This is a genomic window from Streptomyces sp. WAC00040, assembly GCF_056835925.1.
Window position 1 is genome coordinate 485,133 of record NZ_JAKQZE010000002.1, and the last position, 17,143, is coordinate 502,275.

Sequence of the window (17,143 nt, forward strand, 5' to 3'; positions counted from 1 at the left end):
CTTCTGGAGGGCACTGAGCCGCGGAGGGGTCCTGGAGTCGTCCAGGACAACAGCATGCAGGCGATCTCCCACGCGGGGAGGAGCCACATCCGCCGACCACCACGAGGGGTGCTTCACCTGGTCGATGCGATCCGACGGGGGCTACAGCGGTGATCGTGACGTCGACCTCCTGGTGATTGACCAGCACCATCAGGGACCTCCGAATCCCGACAGCCCCGTTGGGACCGTTTACGGTCGTGCACCTTGGCATAATCCATGAACTCCTCAAGGAATGAGGGGTACATCTCGTGTTCGCCCGTTTCCTTGGCGCAGTTCAAGGCCCGTGCGCGGCAAGCGTGGCCGGCCTCGTCGTCGCCCGGACATTGTGACGGGTGACCGTTGCTATGACCACGACAGGTATCGCCGCCTGGTCTGAGGCCTCGTGTGAAACCGCTCATCCGCCGTGGTACTGAGCACGGTCCTGGCCTGGTCACCCAGCGTTGGGTTGTTGAGCGTGCGGTTGCCCACCTGCACTGGTTCCGTAGCCTGCGCATTCGCTGGGAGGCCCGCGACGATATCGACGAAGCGTTCCTCGCACTCGCGTGCGTATTGGTCTGCTGGAGGCGGCTCAGACCGGCGCGTGGGCAGCCCTGGAAGGGGGCCAGCAGGAATCGGAGGCAGGTGTGGGGTTGACACGATTCCCGCCACGCATCTCCAACGGCCAGCGCTGGTCAATAATGGCCGCGGTTTCCTTGCAAGCGCCGCAGGCGTTGCTCCGATCCGGCACCCACCAGTAGGCTCCTTCACCGGCAAGTCCCACGCCATTCGCGGTTCCGCCACCGGTGTCTGCCGCATCTCGTGTCCACACACATCACACGTCACAGCCGGATAACTCCACACCTACTCCCGGCAGCATGCCCCTCGGTCGAACCGCATTTCGTCAGGGCTCTTAGGCTGCCTGTATGTGGAGAGAAGTCGCGGGCCAGGCATTCCCGGAGGCCGAGTTCAGCCCGCCGGTCGACGCGGCCCTGGTGGCCGCCGCAGAGCAACGGCTGAGGTGCTCGCTGCCGTCCGATCTCGGGCGTCTGTTGCAGGAGACCGACGGCATCGTGGGTCACTACGGGGTCGAGACGGTCTGGCCCCTGGAGCGGATCGTCGAGGACAACCTCCGCTTCTGGTCGGACGGCTCGCTCGTCGACCTGTACATGCCGTTCGACGCGCTGCTCTTCTTCGGGGACAACGGGGGCGGAGATCAGTTCGCCTTCGTCCGGCGCCCCTCGCGAGCCGACATCTTCGTGTGGGAACACGAGGACGACAGTCGTCGCTGGGTCGCCCGGGACCTGCGGGACTACCTCGGCCGGTCCCTCGCGGACGAGGGAGACGGCTGGTGCCGGTAGCCGCCCGCGTCAGGTGGCGTGGCCGGTCGGGAGGCCGGCCTCCTGCGTGGGTGAATCCCCGCACACGACGGACGGGAGGGCCGAGGTGGCCGAGACGACGCCGGCCGAGGTCATGGCCGAACTGGCAGGGCTCGAGGACCCGAAGGCACGCGAGGTGAACGAGAGACACGGTGACGATCACGGTGTGAATCTCGGCAAGCTGCGCGCGCTCGCGAAGCGGCTCAGGACGCAGCAGGAACTCGCGTGCCGGCTCTGGGAGACGGGCGACAGCGCGGCGAGACTGCTGGCGATCCTGATCTGCCGCCCGAAGGCGTTCGAGCGTGACGAACTGGACGCCATGGTGCGCCAGGCGCGCACGCCCAAGGTTCACGACTGGCTCGTGAACTACGTGGTGAAGAAGAACCCGCACTCCGAGGACCTGCGCCAGGCCTGGTCCGCCGATCCCGACCCGGTGGTCGCGAGTGCCGGCTGGGCGCTGACCACCGAACGTGTGGCGAAGAAGCCCGACGGTCTCGACCTCGAGGGGCTCCTCGACGTCATCGAGGCGGAGATGAAGGACGCCCCGGACCGCCTGCAATGGGCGATGAACCACTGCCTGGCCCAGATCGGGATCGAGCACGCCGAGCACCGCGCCCGCGCGATCGGTATCGGCGAGCGCCTGGAGGTCCTCAGGGACTACCCGACTTCCCCGGGCTGCACGCCTCCGTTCGCGCCGACCTGGATCACCGAGATGGTGCGCCGGAAGGACGACAAGGCAGTGGTTTGACCCGCGGTGGGGTGTCCCGGGGAGCCGGCGCCGCGGACCGAAGCGCGCCGGTGCGAAACGATCGCTCCGCCGGGCTGCGCGGCGCCTCCCGGCGGAATCCCGGGGCTCAGGCCGCCGGCCTGCGGTCGACGTACTCGAACACGGAGCCGTCGGGATGGACGGCGATCAGGTTGCGGCCGACCGGAGTCTCCACCGGGCCGGCGAGCACCCGTGCGCCGATGCCGGTGAGGGTGGAGTACGCCTCGTCCACGTCCTTCACGGCGATCGTCGCCGACACCTTCCGCAGGATCTCCAGTTCCGCCTCCGGGCCGCTCATCAGCAGGAAGCAGCCGACGGCCGCCACGGAGACCCCGCCGCGTTCGAACCGGAGCGGCGGGGCGCCGGTGAGGCGTTCGTAGAACGCGGCGGAGGCTTCCAGGTCGTCGACGCAGATGCGGAGCGTGGTTCCGAGGATCTCCATACGGGCGAGCCTAGTTGGCGATCCCGCGCGACGGAATCGGGCCCGACGGGCTTGAAGGCCCGGCCGGATCACACCCGGCAGAGCACCTCGCCGTGCGGAACCATGAACCATGCGTCGTCGTGGCCGCCCCAGGTGCGCCACGCGTCGGCGATCGTCCGCAGGTGCTCGTGGGTGGTGTGTCCGCCCTCCACCGCGAGCTCCGCGTACACCGACGCGACCGTGCGGTCGGCCCACAGGCCGCTCCACCATGTGCGATCGGCAGGTGTGGCGAAGCACCATGCCGCCGCGCTGGGGGTGATGTCCGTGAAGCCGGCGGCGCGGGCCCACGAGAGCAGCCTGCGGCCGGCGTCCGGCTCGCCGCCGTTGGCGCGGGCCACGCGCCGGTAGAGGTCCAGCCACTCGTCCAGGGCGGGGAGCCGGGGATACCAGGCGAACGCGTCGTAGTCGCTGTCGCGCGCCGCGACGATCCCGCCCGGGCGGCACACCCGCCGCATCTCGCGCAGCGCCTGCACCGGGTCACCGACGTGCTGGAGCACCTGATGGGCGTGGACCACGTCGAAGGCGTCGTCGGGGAAGTCCAGCGCGTGGACGTCGGCGACGGCGAACCGTACGTTGTCCAGGCCGCGTTGCTCCGCGTGCGCTCGTGCCTGCTCGAGCACGCCCTCCGCCGCGTCCACCGCCGTGACCCGGCCCGGCGCGACCAGCTCCGCGAGGTCGGCGGTGATGGTGCCGGGCCCGCACCCCACGTCCAGAACCGTTGCCCCCGGCCGCAGTTCACCGAGGAGGTACGCGGCCGAGTTCGCCGCGGTGCGCCAGGTGTGCGAGCGCATGACGGACTCGTGGTGCCCGTGCGTGTAGACGGCTGTCTCCTGCGGCATGACGTGTCTCCTTCTGATGAGGCGATGCAGCAACGCTACGCCTTCGTCCCGCATTTCAAGACCCGCGTCTTGAATCGTGGACACGGCCATGGGTGGTTAGGCTGGTCGGATGACGGAGACATGGCCATCCGACGGTGATGGGATCATGCGCCTGCCCAGCGGCAGGCTCGTACGCGGCAGGGGCCTGCGCAGGCCCCTGCCTGACGGTCCCCGGCCGGAGTTCGGCGTCTATCTGCTCGGCCGACGGCCTCCCGCGACCGACTGGGAGGCGGGCTGGATCCGCTGGCCCGACTTCCGGCTGCCGGCCGACCGGGCGCAGGCGCGGCAACTGCTGGAGCGGGCATGGGACCGCGCCGCGACGGAGCGGGTCGAGATCGCGTGCGGCGGCGGCCGTGGCCGCACGGGCACCGCCCTTGCCTGCCTCGCCGTCCTCGACGGCGTCCCCGCCGAGGACGCCGTCGCGTATGTGCGCGAGCACTACCACCGGGGCGCGGTGGAGACACCGTGGCAACGGCGGTACGTCCTGCGCTTCTGACACCGCCGCCCGTACGCACCGCCCGCGCGGGAGGCGCTGCCGGCGCCGCACGACGTCACTGCGGGCACGGGTCGGGCGCACTGCCCGCGTGGCATGACGCACCGCCCGTGTGGGGGAACGCGCCGCCCCCATGGTCCGGACGCGCCTGCGCGGCAGGAGGCACCACGGGCACGGGTCGGGCGCACTGCCCGCGTGGGGCGTACATCGGGCGGGTCGGACGCACGCCCGTGCGGGACGCGCTCCCGTGCGGCAAGACGCATCGCCCGTGCGGGAAACGCGCCGCTCCCGCGGGCGACCGCACCGCGCCCCGGCGGGATGCGGGACCCTGCCGCACGCGCCTACAGCAGGGCCTGCGGACGGTAGACCGTCAGTGCCTCCGGGACCTTGTCCAGGATCAACTCCGATGGTGCCGGGGCCACTTCACCGTCGTAGGCGAGCAGGGTCCCCGGAGCCAGCCCGCCGATGTGCAGCCGCCGCAGGTGCCGTGTCGCGTGGACGGGGGAGCGGCGCAGCTTGCCGACGAGCGCCGCGCCCAGCAGCCGCCAGCCGGGCGCCCGGCCCCCGTGCACCACGCGGACGTCCAGCAGGCCGTCCACGAGATTCTGCCGGTGGCCGGGTGTCGGGCCGACGCCCTTGTAGACGCCGTTGCCCGCGAACAGCAGCCACATCGGGCGCCGGCGGCCCTGGACCTGCGCCTCCAGCGGCCGCCGGCCGCGCAGCACCAGCAAGGCCGCCAGCACACCGGCGGGCCAGCCGCCGATCCGCGGCGACCAGCGTTCCCTGACGCTCACCAGGTCCGGGTACACGCCGAGGCTGAAGGTGTTGAGGAAGTGGCCGGGCTCCGCGCTGCCGTCGGGCCCCGGTGTGAACCGGCCCAGGTCGACCCGGACCGCGTCACCCGCGGCGAGCGCCCGGCAGGTGTCCTCGACGGACTCTATTCCCAGGTCGTACGCGAAGTGGTTGAGCGTGCCTCCGGGGAAGACGGCCAGCGGCAGGCCCCGGCCCGCGGCGACGGCCGCCGCCCTGTTGACCGTCCCGTCCCCGCCGAGGATGCCCAGCGCGCGTCCCCGCCCGGCGGCCTTCTCCAGCTCGGCCGGCAGCTCGTCGGGGGCGCACTCCACCACCTCCGCCCGCGGCAGTGCCTGCTGCACGACCGGCGCCATGTCGGCAGACCCCGACTCCCGGTTGACGATCACGATCAGGCCCTCGCCGTCGGGCAGCTCCGGAGCGTCGGCGTGCGGCGTGCCGGGGGTCGGCAGCTGCGACCTCGTGGGGACCGCGCCGCGCACCGCGAACGCCGCGCCCACGCCCAGCGCCGCGCCGACCAGGACGTCGCTCGGAAAGTGGACACCCGTGTAGACGCGGGAGAAGGCGACGGACGCCGCCACGGGCGCGACGGCGGCACCCCATCCCTTCGACTCCAGGGCGACACCCGTCGCGAAGGCTGCGGCGGACGCGGAGTGCCCGGAGGGGAAGGACGTGGTGAACGGCTGCCTCTTCAACTGCCGTATGACGGGCACCGCGTCGAGCAGCGGCCGTGCCCGGCGGACGGACCGCTTGCCGACGGTGTTGATGACGGCCGAGGCGACGGCCAGGGAGGCGACACCGCGCACGGCGGCGCGCCGCGAGCGCGTGTCACGGCCCAGAGCGGCAATCCCGGCCGCCGCGCCGAACCACAGGAGGCCGTGGTTGGCGCTGCGGCTCAGCCGAGGCAGCACCGGCTCCGCGCCGGGCCATTCCCGTGTCGCCACGGCATGGAAGACGCTGCGGTCCCATCGGCCGAGGAGTGCCGTGATCCGCCCGCGGAGCGGCTGCCCGCCGAGCGAGGGTTTGCCTGGTACGTGAGTTGCGTGAGCGTCCGACATGTTCCGCGCTTACCCCGGGAGCGCCGCAACCACGCCGGGCCGCAACCATCCGTGTCGCACCGCCCGGCACCGTCCCGCCTCGCGCCACGCCGCCGCACCGGCGTACGGACCCTCCTACGGGGCGCCGGGCGGCGATCCTCCGTATAAAGGGCTCGTGGGCGGGCAGGTGAGCCCGGGGCGCGAGCGGCGGAGGTGGACGGGATGACGGGGACCGACCAGGAGGGCCACGGCCCCGTGCGCTACGGACCGCCCGCACCCGACGTGGGGCTTCCCGTGCTGCCCGCGCTGAGTGCCGTCCTGGCCTCCGCCTCCGACGCGGCGGAGGGCGAGCCGCCGGGCGGCGGGCCGACGCTGCGGGAGGCTGCCTGCGGATACTGGTGGCGGCGCGGACTGCGCAGCCGCCCCGGTGAAGTCGTCGCCGCGCCCGGCGCGCAGTCCCTGCTGTTCGCGGTGCTCGGAGCGTACGGCGGAGACGTCCTGATGCCCCGTCCGTGCCCCGCCAGGTGGACCCCGCAGGTGCGGCTGCTCGGGCGCCCCGCCTACCACGTGCCGGTCCCCGCGGAGTGCGGGGGAGTGCCGGACCCGGTCGCGCTGCTCGAGACGGTGCGCAGGGTGCGGCTGGAAGGCGGCCGGCCGCGGCTGCTCCTGCTGTCCGTCGCCGACGATCCCACCGCCACCGTCACCCCGCCGGAGATGCTGAGCGAGGTCTGCGAGGCGGCGGTCGGTGAGGGTCTGCAGATCATCAGCGACGAGACCTGGCGCGACACCGTCCACGAGCCGCACGAGACGATGCTGGTCAGCCCCGCCGAGATGTACGCCGAGCAGGTGACGGTCATGAGCGACCTCGCCGGCGCGCTCCTCCCGTCGTCATGGCCGGTCTCCGTCGCCCGCTTCCCGCAGGGGGAGCGGGGCGCGGCCCGGCGGGCCAGGACCCTCGACATCCTCACCGCGCTCGGCGCCGTCGTCCCCGCTCCGGTCGCCGCCGCCGCGGCGCACGCGCTCGACGAGCCCCCGGAGATCACCGAGCGGGCCGCGGAAGCGGTCGCGCTGCACGCGCGGACGGCGGCCGCCGTGCACCGCACGGTGGTGGACGCCGGCGCGGTCTCCCGGCCCCCGCAGGCGGGCCGGCACCTCTACGCCGACCTGAGCCCGCTGCGCGGCCGCCTCGCGGAGCTGGGGGTCAGCGACTCCATGGAGCTGGAGGAGTATCTGACCGAGCGCCTCGGCATGCCCGTACCCGGGGGGCACCGGTTCGGCGACGAACTGGGCGCACTGCACGTCAGGCTGGACACGGCGCCCTTCCTGGGGGCCACCACCGAGCAACGGCTCGAGTCGCTCGCCGCTCCGGAGCCGCTGGAACTGCCGCATGTCGCGCGGGCGTTGGAGAATCTGCGATCGGTCTTCGAGGGGCTCCGCTGAGGGCTGTCCACCGCCGTGGCGCTGCCCGCCCCGGCTGCGGGGAAGGGCGCTACGGGGCGCGGGCGGTCAGGCGGGCCGGCTGTTGGAGCCGTAGGCCGTCCGCAGTCTGCGCCAGACGGCAGGCGCCCCGCTGATCACCAGCGTCAGCGCGACCGCGGCGACGACCCCCTGCCACGGCTCGGCGAACAGCGAACCGCCCACGATGCCGATCAGCCCGTAGGTCGCGGCCCACGCCAGGCAGGCCGGGACGTCGCCGCGTACGAAGCGGCGCAGCGGCATTCTGGCCAGCAGACACGCCAGCATGACCGGAATGCGCCCGGCGGGCACAAGACGCGAGAGAACCAGCACCGTCACGCCGTGCTCGTCCAGCCTGCGCTGCGCCTGCTCCAGCCGGTCGGGTGCGGCGCGCCGGCGCAGGGCGGCGAGCCAGCGCGATCCGTTCCTCGAGCGGACCCCGCGCCGTCCGAGCCAGTACAGGGTGACGTCTCCCATGAACGCGGCCGCGGCGGCGAGGAGGAAGACGTACAGCAGGGCGAGCGGTGCCATCTGGTGGAAGGCCACCACGGCGGCGGAGGAGACCACGGCTCCGGTCGGCACGACCGGGACCAGCGCGCCGAGCACCACCAGCAGGAAAAGCGACGGATAGCCGACCGCCTGCTGTGTCGACTCGGGGGGCAGTTGCCGTACCAGCTCCGACAACGGGCCGAGCGCCTCGGCGAGCTGCGTCCTCACCGCATTTCCTCCGGCCGGATCCGCTCGCAGTGTCCGAGCCGGTGCACCGTCACCTTCGGGGCCAGCAGCGCCGCCTTGCGCGCGAACTCGTCCCCCGGCGCGTAGAACTCGTGCGGCCGGATGCCGTCCATCCCGATCGGCCAGTACGTGCCGTAGTGGACGGGCACGGCCGCCCGCGGCGCGAGCGCGGCGGCGGCCTGCGCCGCACGGCCCGCGTCCAGGTGACCGTGGCCGAGAAACGGGCCCCACCCGCCGACCGGCAGCAGTGCCACGTCCACGGGCCCGACCTCTTCCGCCATCGAGTCGAACAGGCCGGTGTCCCCCGCGAAATAGGTGCGCGACTCGCCGCTGACGACGAAGCCGAGCGCCGGTGAGCGGTGCGGCCCGAGCGGCAGCCGGCGGCCGTCGTGCATCGCCGGCACAGCTCGTACGAAAAGGTCCCCCACCCGTACCTCGTCGCCCGGACCGACCTCTGTGACCCGCAGGGCGGCCGTGCGGACGAGCCGGCAGAGCCGCGGCACCGAACGGGCCGCGCCGCGCGGCAGGATCACGCGTGTGCCGGGCGCCAGGCGGGCGAGCGACGCGAGGTGCAGATGGTCGGAATGCAGATGGGAGACGAGGACCGCGTCGGCTACGGCGGCCTGCGGCGGCGGCAGTTCCCCGCGGCGTCTGCGCAGATGGGCCAGCCGCCGCACGAACAGCGGATCGGTCAGCACCCGGACCCCGGAGTCCTCGATCGTGCAGGTGGCATGACCCCACCAGGTGACCTCCACCGGCACGCGACGCCTCCTCCTTCGAACCCCCGTACCGTACGAGCCTAGGGCCTTCGCGGGCGGTCCGGGCCCGGTGCGGCCACCCCTCCGGAGCCGGCTTCGCGCTGTGCCACGCTGGAGTCCTGCTCGAAGGATGAGGTGAAGGGGCGTGGGTGAAGGACGGTGGCGCAGGGCCGGCAGCGCCGTCGTACGTGTGGCTGTCGTGTGGGCGGTCTCGACGCTGACGATGCTGGCGCTGGCCGGGCTTCTGCCGGACTTCCGGCTCCAGTCCGACGACGGCGACAGCGCCACCCGGACCGCGGTCACCGCGGCCTCGGGTGCGGGCGCGTTCGGACTTCTCACGGGCCTCGTCTGGCCCGTGGTGGTGCGGGCCCTGCTGCTCGTACCCGCCCTGGTGCTCGGCCTGCTGGTGTTCTTCCTCAACGGCTCGTTGCTGCTGATCGCCCTGTGGATCGTTCCCGACGGGCGCGGCACGGCCAACCCGGAGACGGCGGTGGTGGTGGCGGCCGTGATGTCGGCCGTCGCCTCCGCCACCTCCACGGCGCTCGCCGTCCGCGACGACAACGCCTACCGGCGAAGGTTGTACCGGCTCGCCCACCGCCGCGGGCGCGGCAGGACCTCACCGGACCGCTCGGGTCCGCCGGGCACGGTCTTCCTCCAGCTCGACGGCGTCGGCTACGAGGTGCTGCGCGGCGCCGCGGAGAGCGGTGTGATGCCGACCGTGGCGGGCTGGGTGGGTGCCACTCACCGGCTCACGCCCTGGCGCACCGACTGGTCGAGCCAGACCGGTGCGAGTCAGCTCGGCATCCTGCACGGCTCCAACCACGACGTGCCCGCGTTCCGCTGGTACGAGAAGGACACCCGCCGGATCGTGGTGAGCAACCGTCCGGCGAGCGCCGGGGAGCTCCAGCGGCGGGCGATCGAGCTCACCGGCGACGGCGGGCTGCTGACGGTGGACGGCGCGAGCCGCGGCAACCTGTTCAGCGGTGGCGCGGACCAGCTCGCCCTGGTGCTGTCGATGGCGGCCCGGCGCGGTAGGGCGAACCGTTCACGGGCCGGCTATTTCGCGTACTTCTCCGATCCGGCCAACGCGGTGCGCACCGCGGTGTCCTTCGTCGCGGAGGTCGGCCGCGAGATCGGCCAGTCGACGAGGGCCAGGCTCCGCGGGGACACGCCCCGGGTCGGGCGTGGCGGTCTCTATCCCTTCATCCGGGCGTTCGCCACCGTGGTCGAGCGCGATGTGGTGGTCGCCGCCGTGATGGGGGACATGCTCGCCGGACGCCGGGCCGTCTACGCCGACCTGGTCGCCTACGACGAGGTGGCCCACCACTCAGGGCCGCACAGCGGGGACGCCTTCGCGGTGCTGGAGCGGCTGGACCGGTCCATCGCCCTGATCGCCAAGGTCGCGGAGCACGCGCCGCGTGCCTACCGGATCGTGCTGCTCTCCGATCACGGCCAGAGTCCGGGCGACACTTTCGAGGGCGCCTACGGGCTGACGCTGAAGGATCTGGTGCGGGCGGGCTGCGGGCTGCCGGTGCCGCGGCGGGCCGAGCGGTCGAAGAGCGGTGCGGAGGCTCGCGACGCTGCGCGCGACGCGCTGCGGACCGCGCTGCACCGGCAGCCGGCCGGGGACGGTGAGGAGCGTCCGGCGACGGGCTCCGACCCGATCGTGCTCGCCTCGGGGAACCTGGCCCTGATCTCGTTCCCAGACGTGCCGTACCGCATGAGCCAGGAGGAGATCCGCTGCCGCCACCCCGCGCTGCTGCCGACTCTCGCCAATCATCCGGGCATCGGCTTCCTGCTGGTGCGCAGCGAGGTGTACGGCTCCGTGGTGCTCGGCCCGAACGGCACGGAGGTGCCCGTCGAAGCGCTGAAGGACGACGACGGACCGCTGTCCGGTTTCGGAACCGGCGCGGCCGACGCCGTGCGCCGCACCGACTCGTTCCCCCACGTCGCGGACATCATGGTCAACTCGATGCACGACCCGAGGACGGGTGTCGTGCACGCCTTCGAGGAGCAGATCGGGTCGCACGGAGGGCTCGGCGGGGAGCAGTCGCAGGCGTTCCTGCTGTCGCCGTTCGAAGTGTCCCCGCCGGTCCCTCCAGGGGTCGATCTGATCGGCGCCGAACAGGTGCACCGGGTGCTGCGCCGCTGGCTGCGGGAGGGGGAAGGCCCGCAGATCCCGATCGGCACGGTGCAGGTTTCCCGGCCGGACAGCGAAACGGAAGAAGAAATTCCGGTTGATGGTGGAGTCGTGCCGGACAAAAACGGGTGATTTCTCCGCAGGCTCTCCCGTGCCGGAACATGTCCCGGTCCCCGAATCCCCGCGCATCGGAAGAGGCCGCACACCCCATGACCACCCAAGCCCTACAGAACAGGCATGCCCGCAGGTTCGGGCTGCCCGTCGCCACGGCCCTGGTCATGGGCAACATCATCGGCGGCGGCATCTTCCTGCTGCCCGCGTCCGTCGCCCCGTACGGCACCATCAGCCTGGTCGCGTTCGTGGTTCTCACCGCCGGAGCGATCGCGCTCGCCCTCGTCTTCGGCCGGCTCGCGGAGCGGCACCCCGGGACCGGCGGCCCGTACGTCTACGCCCGCGAGGCGTTCGGCGACTTCGCAGGCTTCCTCGCCGCCTGGTCGTACTGGATCACCACCTGGGTCTCCAACGCGGCCCTCGCCGTCGCCGCCGTGGGCTACCTCGACGTGCTGATACCCGTCCGGCACTCCGCGGCGGCCACCATCGCCGCCGCGCTGGTACTGCAGTGGCTGCCCGCGCTCGCCAATCTGGCCGGCACCCGTTACGTCGGCGCCGTCCAGCTCGTCTCCACCGTGCTGAAGTTCGTGCCGCTGCTGCTCGTCGCCGTCGGCGGGCTGTTCTTCTTCGACACCGACAACCTCGGCCCCTTCCGGGGCGGTGACCACAGCGCGGTCGGAGCGGTCTCCGCGTCCGCCGCCATCCTGCTCTTCAGCTACCTGGGCGTCGAGTCCGTCGCGGTCAGCGCCGGAGAGGTCAAGGACCCCGCGCGCAACGTCGGCCGGGCCACCGTCCTCGGCACCGCCGCGGCCGCCGGCATCTACCTGCTCGGCACCCTCTCCGTCTTCGGCACCGTCGCACACGACGAGCTCGTCGGCTCCACCGCGCCCTTCAGCGACGCGGTCGACTCCATGTTCGGCGGCAGCTGGGGAGGCTCCGTCGTCGCCCTGGCCGCCCTGGTCTCCATGGTCGGCGCCCTCAACGGCTGGACCCTGCTCAGCGCCCAGACGCCGTACGCGGCGGCGAAGGACGGCCTGTTCCCCCGGGTGTTCGCCACCAAGCGGCGCGGCGTGCCGACCGCCGGCGTCCTCGTCACCGTCGTCCTCGCGTCGCTGCTGACCGTCTACAACTACACCGCGGGATCCCAGCGGGTCTTCGAGATCCTGGTCCTTGTCACCACCTTCACCGCCACCGTGCCCTACCTGCTGGCGACCGCCGCCCAGATCCACTACCTGCTCTCCGGCCGGCCGGAGAGGGTGGACCGGCGGCGCCTCGTGCGGGACGCGGTCCTCGCCGCCGCGGCCTTCGGATTCTCCATGTGGCTGGTCGCCGGCTCCGGCTACGCGGCCGTCTATCAGGGGGTGCTGTTCCTCTTCGCCGGGGTGCTGGTGTACGCCTGGATGTCGGCCCGCAGGACCAGGGCCGCAGGAGCCGAGGAGAGTGTCACGTGCGCGCGGTCGTATTCGACGAGTTCGGTGGAAGGCCGGTAGTACGCGAGGTCCCGGACCCGCAGCCGTCGCCCGACGGCGTCGTCGTCCGGGTCGGGGCGACGGGGCTGTGCCGCAGCGACTGGCACGGCTGGATGGGCCACGACGAGGGCATAGCCGTCCCGCACGTCCCGGGGCACGAGCTGGCGGGCGTGGTCCACTCCGTCGGCCCGGACGTCGTCCGCTGGAGCCCCGGTGACCGGGTGACCGTGCCGTTCATCTGCGCCTGCGGGCGGTGCGCCGCCTGCGCAGACGGCAACCAGCAGGTGTGCGAACGCCAGGAGCAGCCGGGGTTCACGCACTGGGGCTCCTTCGCCGAGTACGTCCCGCTCCGCCACGCGGACACCAACCTGGTGGCGCTGCCGGAGACCATGTCGTTCACCACCGCCGCGAGCCTCGGCTGCCGCTTCGCCACCGCCTTCCGCGCGGTGGCGGGCCGGGGGAGGGTGCGGCCGGGGGAGTGGGTCGCGGTGCACGGCTGCGGGGGAGTGGGCCTCTCCGCGGTGATGATCGCCGCGGCCTGCGGGGCCCGGGTCGTCGCCGTCGACGTCTCGCCGGGAGCGCTGGAACTGGCCCGCACCTTCGGCGCGGAGGTCTGCCTGGACGTCTCCGAGTTCGCCGAGGGCGAGGTCGGCGCGGCGCTGCGTGACCTGACCGGCGGCGGCGCCCACCTCTCGCTGGACGCCCTGGGCGCCCCGGTGACCTGCGTGAACTCGGTGCAGAGCCTGCGCAGGCAGGGCCGACACGTGCAGGTAGGCCTACTCCCGTCGGGCGTCGGACTGCCCATGGACCGGGTGGTCGCCCTCGAGCTGGAGATCCTCGGCAGCCACGGCATGGCGGCCCACGCCTATCCGGAGATGATGGCCATGGTCGCCTCCGGCGCCCTGCGGCCCGACCTCCTGGTCACCAAGGAGATAGGCCTCGACGCCGTACCGGACGCCCTGACGGTGCTCGGGACCACGTCCGGCACGGGCGTCACGGTGATCGTCCCGGGCGCCTGACGCCATTACCTCACGCGTAATCGACCGTCCGGCGGGCGCAGGGCAGTCTGTGAGCACCGGGACCCGGGCGGCGCACTCCGTCCGGGGTCCGGGCCCACGACCAGCCCGCAACCTCGACGGAGGCTGATCCACCATGTCCGCCACCCTGCTCGCCGGTATCTCCCGTACCACCGAGCCGCAGACCATGCTGCGCCGGTTCCTTGCCGCCGACGCCGCCGTGACCGGCGCCAACGGCCTTGCCTATGCGGCCGCTTCGGGGCCGCTCGGACGGCTCCTCGGAGTCGACGGCACCCTCCTGCTCGGCCTCGGTCTCTTCCTGACCGCCTACGCGGCGTGCGTCGGAGTGCTTGCCGCCCGCCCCCGGCCGCCGCGGGCCGCGGTCACCCTGGTCGTCGACACGAACATCCTGTGGTCGGTGCTCAGCCTCGCCGCTCTGGTGCTGTGGCTCGATCCCACCGCCGTGGGCGCAGCCTGGGCCGTGGTCCAGGCGCTGACCGTCGCCGGCTTCGCCGTCCTCCAGTGGTCCGCGCTGCGCGCGACCACTACGGCGTGAGCGACTGGAGGTACTTCACCGTCGCCGGGTCGGCCGGGAGCAGCGTCTCGATGGCCAGCTCGGCGACTGTCACGTCCATGGGCGTGTTGAAGGTCGAGATCGATGACACGAAGGAGAGGACCCGGCCCTCGTGCTCGATCCGCAGCGGCAGCGCGAAGTACGGGAACGGTGCTCCCCCTGCCTCGCTCTCGTCCTCCGCGAGGCCCGTGTGCGCGTCGTCGCCGGCGTCCGGCAGCGGATAGGAGGCGACCTCGTCGTACAGCGCGCGCAGCGCGTCGGAGCGGGCCAGCGCGATCTGCCGCTCCATCTGGGCCAGCAGATGGGCGCGCCACTGGCGCAGATTGCGGATCCGGGGCGCGAGACCCTCGGGGTGCAGAGTGATCCGCATGGCGTTCAGCGGCGGGGCGAGCAGGTGCTCCGGCAGGCTGTCGAGCAGCATCGCGATCCCCCGGTTCGCGGCGAGCACGTTGTACGTGCCGTCGACGACCAGCGCGGGGTACGGCTCGTAGCCGTTAAGGAGCTGCTCCATGCCCTCGCGCAGTGCCTCCATCGCCGGGTCGCCCAGCGGTGTCTCCGCGTATCGGGGGGCGTAACCCGCCGCAAGAAGGAGCGAGTTGCGTTCCCGCACCGGGATGTCGAGATGCTCGGCGAGGCGCAGGACCATGTCCTCGCTGGGGCGGGAGCGGCCCGTCTCGACGAAGCTGATGTGGCGGGCGGAGGAGCCGGCGCGCAGAGCCAGTTCGAGCTGGCTCAGCCGCCGGCGCTCGCGCCAGCCGCGCAGCAGCGACCCTACTCCCGTACCGGAAGCGACAGTTGTCATAGCCAGACCGTAGTACGCCGGCCACCGGTGACCCACCCCCGGCCCGCGGTGGCACCGGTCCGGCAGGGGCGGCCGGCTCAGCCCCGGGCGTTGCCCAGCAGCGCCGCGAGGGCGCGTTCGAGGTCGAGAGCCGCCGCCTCGTTGCCGGCCGGCACGGTCGCGTACGAGCGGACCAGGAACCGGCGCAGGCCGGCCGTGTCGAGCTGGAGCAGCGCGACGCCCTCCGGCGAACGCAGTTCGATCATGGTCTGCACGCGCCCGCAGGGCCAGACGTGCACATCGCCGTCGCCGGTCGGTGCGCGCAGTCCGGCGTCGAGCAGGCTGCGGGCGAAGGTCCAGGTCACCCCGGTGTCGTTCAGGCATGCCTCCGGAGGGAAGACCATGCGGACGGCGAACGGGTCGGTGTCGCAGTAGCGCAGAACCACCGGCACGGACAGGGAGTGGGGCGCATCGCTGATGAGGCGGGCCCGGACGGATTGCTCGATGGTCGATGACATCGCTCGCTCCTCTGCTGCTGCGCGGTTCCGCACTCGTGCACGTACGTCGTCACGGGCAGGCCGCGGCCCGCGAGCGACGCCAGTGGCGCGTGTGACCTGCATCACCAAGACTGAAACGATTGAGCCAGGATGGCTAGGGTTTTGCGCCACCGCATATCCGTGTATTTGGGACCGGGGGCGGGTTACGGGCGGGTATCCGGAAAGCTGATCCGCGCGGCGCCGGCAGCGAGCGCGGCGGGCGGGAAGGGGAGGCCCCGGCCGGACGGGGGTTTCCGGCCGGGGCGGTCACCGGGCGTGGCGCGAACGTCGGTCGCCACTGGGTGATGCGCTCCGCGGGGGTGCCGGTCGAACGGCCTTCGCGGTGCGCAGATGGCGAGGTCCGGGGGCTGTGCCCCATTCACATCCACGTGTAGATGAACGATAAACCATCGAACGGCCATCCATGGCATCCCCGGCCCCGTCTGTGACGAGTGTTACTCGCCGTTACCCTCGGAGCGGCTTACCGCGCCCCGTCTCACTCCGCGCCCCGCGGGACCACGGAGCCCAGCACCTGCGGTAGCGGGTACCAGTCGGCGGACACCACGCTCGCGTGCCGCCCCGCCAGCAGCGCGACGCGGTCGCGGGCCTGCTGCTCCGTCGGGTTCGTCCTGTCGATCGCGGGCGCGACGCCGTGCGCGGCCGTCATGACGACGAGGTAGCGATTGCGGGCGTACCAGGAGGTGTCGACCGTCCCGCCGGCGTACACCCCCGCGTCCCCGTCGAACACGACGAACCACGGCCGGATCGAGGGGTCCGCGTACCGGGTGCGCGGATCGCCCGCCGCGGCGCGGTTCACGGCGGGGAACGCGCCCGCCTCGCCGAGACGCCCCGCCGCCCGGAGATCGCGCAGATGGGTCGCGTACTCCCGGTCGGTCCACAGCGAGTCGAACGGGTTGTCCTGCTCGACGGTGCCCGGAATCAGCTCGACGATGAACTTCCCGGCCAGCGCCGAACGCGCCGGCCAGCCGTCCGCCCGTACCGCGGTGTCGAGATCCGGGTGCCCGCCGGCCAGGTCCGCCGGCCGGTACAGGGCGTCTCCGAGCCGCGCCCTCAGCAGGGAGTCCAGCGCCGCCGGCCCCCGGCCATGCCTGCCCTGGAAGCCGTCCTTCAGCTCCATCTTGATGAGGATCGGCCGATGGCCGGGGTGCGCGTCGTGCCAGGCCCTCATGTCAGCCAGGCAGCCGGCCAGGTCCTGGTTGCGGGCCTTGGCGCGCAGCTCCGCGGCGACGGCGGCGTTCACGCAGTTGTTGTCGTTGCCCACCGGGTTGCTGTGCGAGACCCGCCACGATCTGCCGAAGGCGTTGGTCCACACGTCGATCTCGAGCATCGCCGCGCCCGAGTCGAGCGCGTCCGCGAAGTAGCCGTACTTCGACTTCTCGTAGGCGTTGTGGACGCCGACCCCCGTCGTGGCGGAGTAGGGCAGCTGCCCGGTGTCCGCGGGGCCGGTGGTGGTCGCCTGCGCCGGAGCGAGCGCGGCGGTGAGGAGTCCGGCGGCGACGGCCGTCGTCGTAGCGGCGCGAGAGAACGTACCCATGGGGCCCCTGTCTGTGCGTCGATTGGTCAAATCGACCGCACATTAGGGGAGTTGGGTGACCCGTGGGGAGACTGTACCCGGCCGTTCCGCACGCCGCGGGTGTGCGGCGCGCCCCGGCCGTCCGGGGCTGATCGGCCGGGCCTCCGCGCCGGGG

At 72.6% G+C, this 17,143-nt stretch carries 16 protein-coding genes and 1 pseudogene; 9 read left to right on the top strand and 8 right to left on the bottom strand.

Annotated elements, in window-relative coordinates:
- Positions 1–319: 319 nt before the first annotated feature.
- The 3 genes and pseudogenes from MDN94_RS21500 to MDN94_RS21510 form a co-directional block, all read left to right on the top strand.
- Positions 320–672: pseudogene (locus MDN94_RS21500) on the top strand (transposase); the annotation flags it as partial.
- Between the two features lie 269 nt (positions 673–941).
- Entirely contained in the window at positions 942–1,376 is a 435-nt protein-coding gene (locus MDN94_RS21505; protein ID WP_482727509.1) for an SMI1/KNR4 family protein, read from the top strand.
- A gap of 85 nt (positions 1,377–1,461) precedes the next feature.
- Complete coding sequence (locus MDN94_RS21510; RefSeq protein ID WP_482727510.1) at positions 1,462–2,142, top strand: DNA alkylation repair protein; 681 nt, start codon at positions 1,462–1,464, stop codon at positions 2,140–2,142.
- A gap of 106 nt (positions 2,143–2,248) precedes the next feature.
- On the opposite strand, the gene MDN94_RS21515 is transcribed toward MDN94_RS21510, so the two are convergent.
- Together MDN94_RS21515 and MDN94_RS21520 are read right to left on the bottom strand one after the other, a co-directional pair.
- The gene (locus tag MDN94_RS21515) at positions 2,249–2,602 is read right to left on the bottom strand and encodes a VOC family protein (protein ID WP_482727511.1); all 354 of its coding nucleotides are present in this window, start codon (positions 2,600–2,602) and stop codon (positions 2,249–2,251) included.
- 68 nt (positions 2,603–2,670) lie between these two features.
- Positions 2,671–3,480, bottom strand: coding sequence for a methyltransferase domain-containing protein (locus MDN94_RS21520; RefSeq protein WP_482727512.1), 810 nt, complete (start codon positions 3,478–3,480; stop codon positions 2,671–2,673).
- 109 nt (positions 3,481–3,589) lie between these two features.
- Between MDN94_RS21520 and MDN94_RS21525 the strand changes: the two genes are divergently transcribed.
- Positions 3,590–4,015: a protein-tyrosine phosphatase family protein gene (locus MDN94_RS21525; protein ID WP_482727513.1), complete on the top strand. Its 426-nt coding sequence runs from the start codon at positions 3,590–3,592 to the stop codon at positions 4,013–4,015.
- Positions 4,016–4,353: 338 nt separating this feature from the next.
- Here MDN94_RS21525 and MDN94_RS21530 read toward each other — a convergent pair whose 3' ends face one another.
- Positions 4,354–5,880: a phosphatase PAP2 family protein gene (locus MDN94_RS21530; RefSeq protein WP_482727514.1), complete on the bottom strand. Its 1,527-nt coding sequence runs from the start codon at positions 5,878–5,880 to the stop codon at positions 4,354–4,356.
- Between the two features lie 201 nt (positions 5,881–6,081).
- Between MDN94_RS21530 and MDN94_RS21535 the strand changes: the two genes are divergently transcribed.
- Positions 6,082–7,299 carry an aminotransferase class I/II-fold pyridoxal phosphate-dependent enzyme gene (locus tag MDN94_RS21535; RefSeq protein ID WP_482727515.1) on the top strand — a complete coding sequence of 406 codons (1,218 nt, stop codon included), beginning with the start codon at positions 6,082–6,084 and terminating at the stop codon, positions 7,297–7,299.
- A 66-nt stretch (positions 7,300–7,365) separates the two neighbouring features.
- On the opposite strand, the gene MDN94_RS21540 is transcribed toward MDN94_RS21535, so the two are convergent.
- Positions 7,366–8,031, bottom strand: a complete 666-nt coding sequence (locus MDN94_RS21540; protein ID WP_482727516.1) for a DedA family protein — start codon at positions 8,029–8,031, stop codon at positions 7,366–7,368.
- Complete coding sequence (locus MDN94_RS21545; RefSeq protein WP_482727517.1) at positions 8,028–8,810, bottom strand: MBL fold metallo-hydrolase; 783 nt, start codon at positions 8,808–8,810, stop codon at positions 8,028–8,030. The genes MDN94_RS21540 and MDN94_RS21545 overlap by 4 nt, the downstream gene beginning before the upstream one ends.
- Before the next feature lie 142 nt (positions 8,811–8,952).
- Here MDN94_RS21545 and MDN94_RS21550 point away from each other — a divergent pair, with 142 nt between their 5' ends.
- The 4 genes from MDN94_RS21550 to MDN94_RS21565 all read left to right on the top strand — a co-directional run bounded on the left by MDN94_RS21550 (position 8,953) and on the right by MDN94_RS21565 (position 14,099).
- Complete coding sequence (locus tag MDN94_RS21550; protein ID WP_482727518.1) at positions 8,953–11,079, top strand: phage holin family protein; 2,127 nt, start codon at positions 8,953–8,955, stop codon at positions 11,077–11,079.
- 77 nt (positions 11,080–11,156) lie between these two features.
- On the top strand, positions 11,157–12,548 hold the full coding sequence (locus tag MDN94_RS21555; protein ID WP_482727519.1) for an amino acid permease: 1,392 nt from the start codon (positions 11,157–11,159) through the stop codon (positions 12,546–12,548).
- Entirely contained in the window at positions 12,506–13,546 is a 1,041-nt protein-coding gene (locus MDN94_RS21560) for a zinc-dependent alcohol dehydrogenase family protein (RefSeq protein ID WP_482727520.1), read from the top strand. Before MDN94_RS21555 ends, MDN94_RS21560 begins: the two co-directional genes overlap by 43 nt.
- A gap of 133 nt (positions 13,547–13,679) precedes the next feature.
- Positions 13,680–14,099, top strand: coding sequence for a hypothetical protein (locus tag MDN94_RS21565; protein WP_482727521.1), 420 nt, complete (start codon positions 13,680–13,682; stop codon positions 14,097–14,099).
- Here MDN94_RS21565 and MDN94_RS21570 read toward each other — a convergent pair.
- The 3 genes from MDN94_RS21570 to MDN94_RS21580 all read right to left on the bottom strand — a co-directional run bounded on the left by MDN94_RS21570 (position 14,089) and on the right by MDN94_RS21580 (position 16,989).
- Entirely contained in the window at positions 14,089–14,919 is an 831-nt protein-coding gene (locus MDN94_RS21570; protein WP_482727522.1) for a helix-turn-helix domain-containing protein, read from the bottom strand. The genes MDN94_RS21565 and MDN94_RS21570 overlap by 11 nt on opposite strands.
- Positions 14,920–14,996: 77 nt before the next feature.
- A complete protein-coding gene (locus MDN94_RS21575) occupies positions 14,997–15,416 on the bottom strand; it encodes an SsgA family sporulation/cell division regulator (RefSeq protein WP_482727523.1) in 420 nt (139 codons plus the stop codon).
- Positions 15,417–15,930: 514 nt separating this feature from the next.
- On the bottom strand, positions 15,931–16,989 hold the full coding sequence (locus MDN94_RS21580) for a phosphatidylinositol-specific phospholipase C domain-containing protein (RefSeq protein WP_482727524.1): 1,059 nt from the start codon (positions 16,987–16,989) through the stop codon (positions 15,931–15,933).
- Between the last annotated feature and the right edge of the window lie 154 nt (positions 16,990–17,143).

Coding starts and splice junctions, on each gene's coding strand:
- MDN94_RS21520 (WP_482727512.1), bottom strand. CDS start 3,480: ATGCCGCAGGAGACAGCCGTCTACACGCACGGGCACCACGAGTCCGTC.
- MDN94_RS21575 (WP_482727523.1), bottom strand. CDS start 15,416: ATGTCATCGACCATCGAGCAATCCGTCCGGGCCCGCCTCATCAGCGAT.
- MDN94_RS21580 (WP_482727524.1), bottom strand. CDS start 16,989: ATGGGTACGTTCTCTCGCGCCGCTACGACGACGGCCGTCGCCGCCGGA.
- MDN94_RS21525 (WP_482727513.1), top strand. CDS start 3,590: ATGACGGAGACATGGCCATCCGACGGTGATGGGATCATGCGCCTGCCC.
- MDN94_RS21535 (WP_482727515.1), top strand. CDS start 6,082: ATGACGGGGACCGACCAGGAGGGCCACGGCCCCGTGCGCTACGGACCG.
- MDN94_RS21505 (WP_482727509.1), top strand. CDS start 942: ATGTGGAGAGAAGTCGCGGGCCAGGCATTCCCGGAGGCCGAGTTCAGC.
- MDN94_RS21565 (WP_482727521.1), top strand. CDS start 13,680: ATGTCCGCCACCCTGCTCGCCGGTATCTCCCGTACCACCGAGCCGCAG.
- MDN94_RS21570 (WP_482727522.1), bottom strand. CDS start 14,919: ATGACAACTGTCGCTTCCGGTACGGGAGTAGGGTCGCTGCTGCGCGGC.
- MDN94_RS21515 (WP_482727511.1), bottom strand. CDS start 2,602: ATGGAGATCCTCGGAACCACGCTCCGCATCTGCGTCGACGACCTGGAA.
- MDN94_RS21530 (WP_482727514.1), bottom strand. CDS start 5,880: ATGTCGGACGCTCACGCAACTCACGTACCAGGCAAACCCTCGCTCGGC.
- MDN94_RS21555 (WP_482727519.1), top strand. CDS start 11,157: ATGACCACCCAAGCCCTACAGAACAGGCATGCCCGCAGGTTCGGGCTG.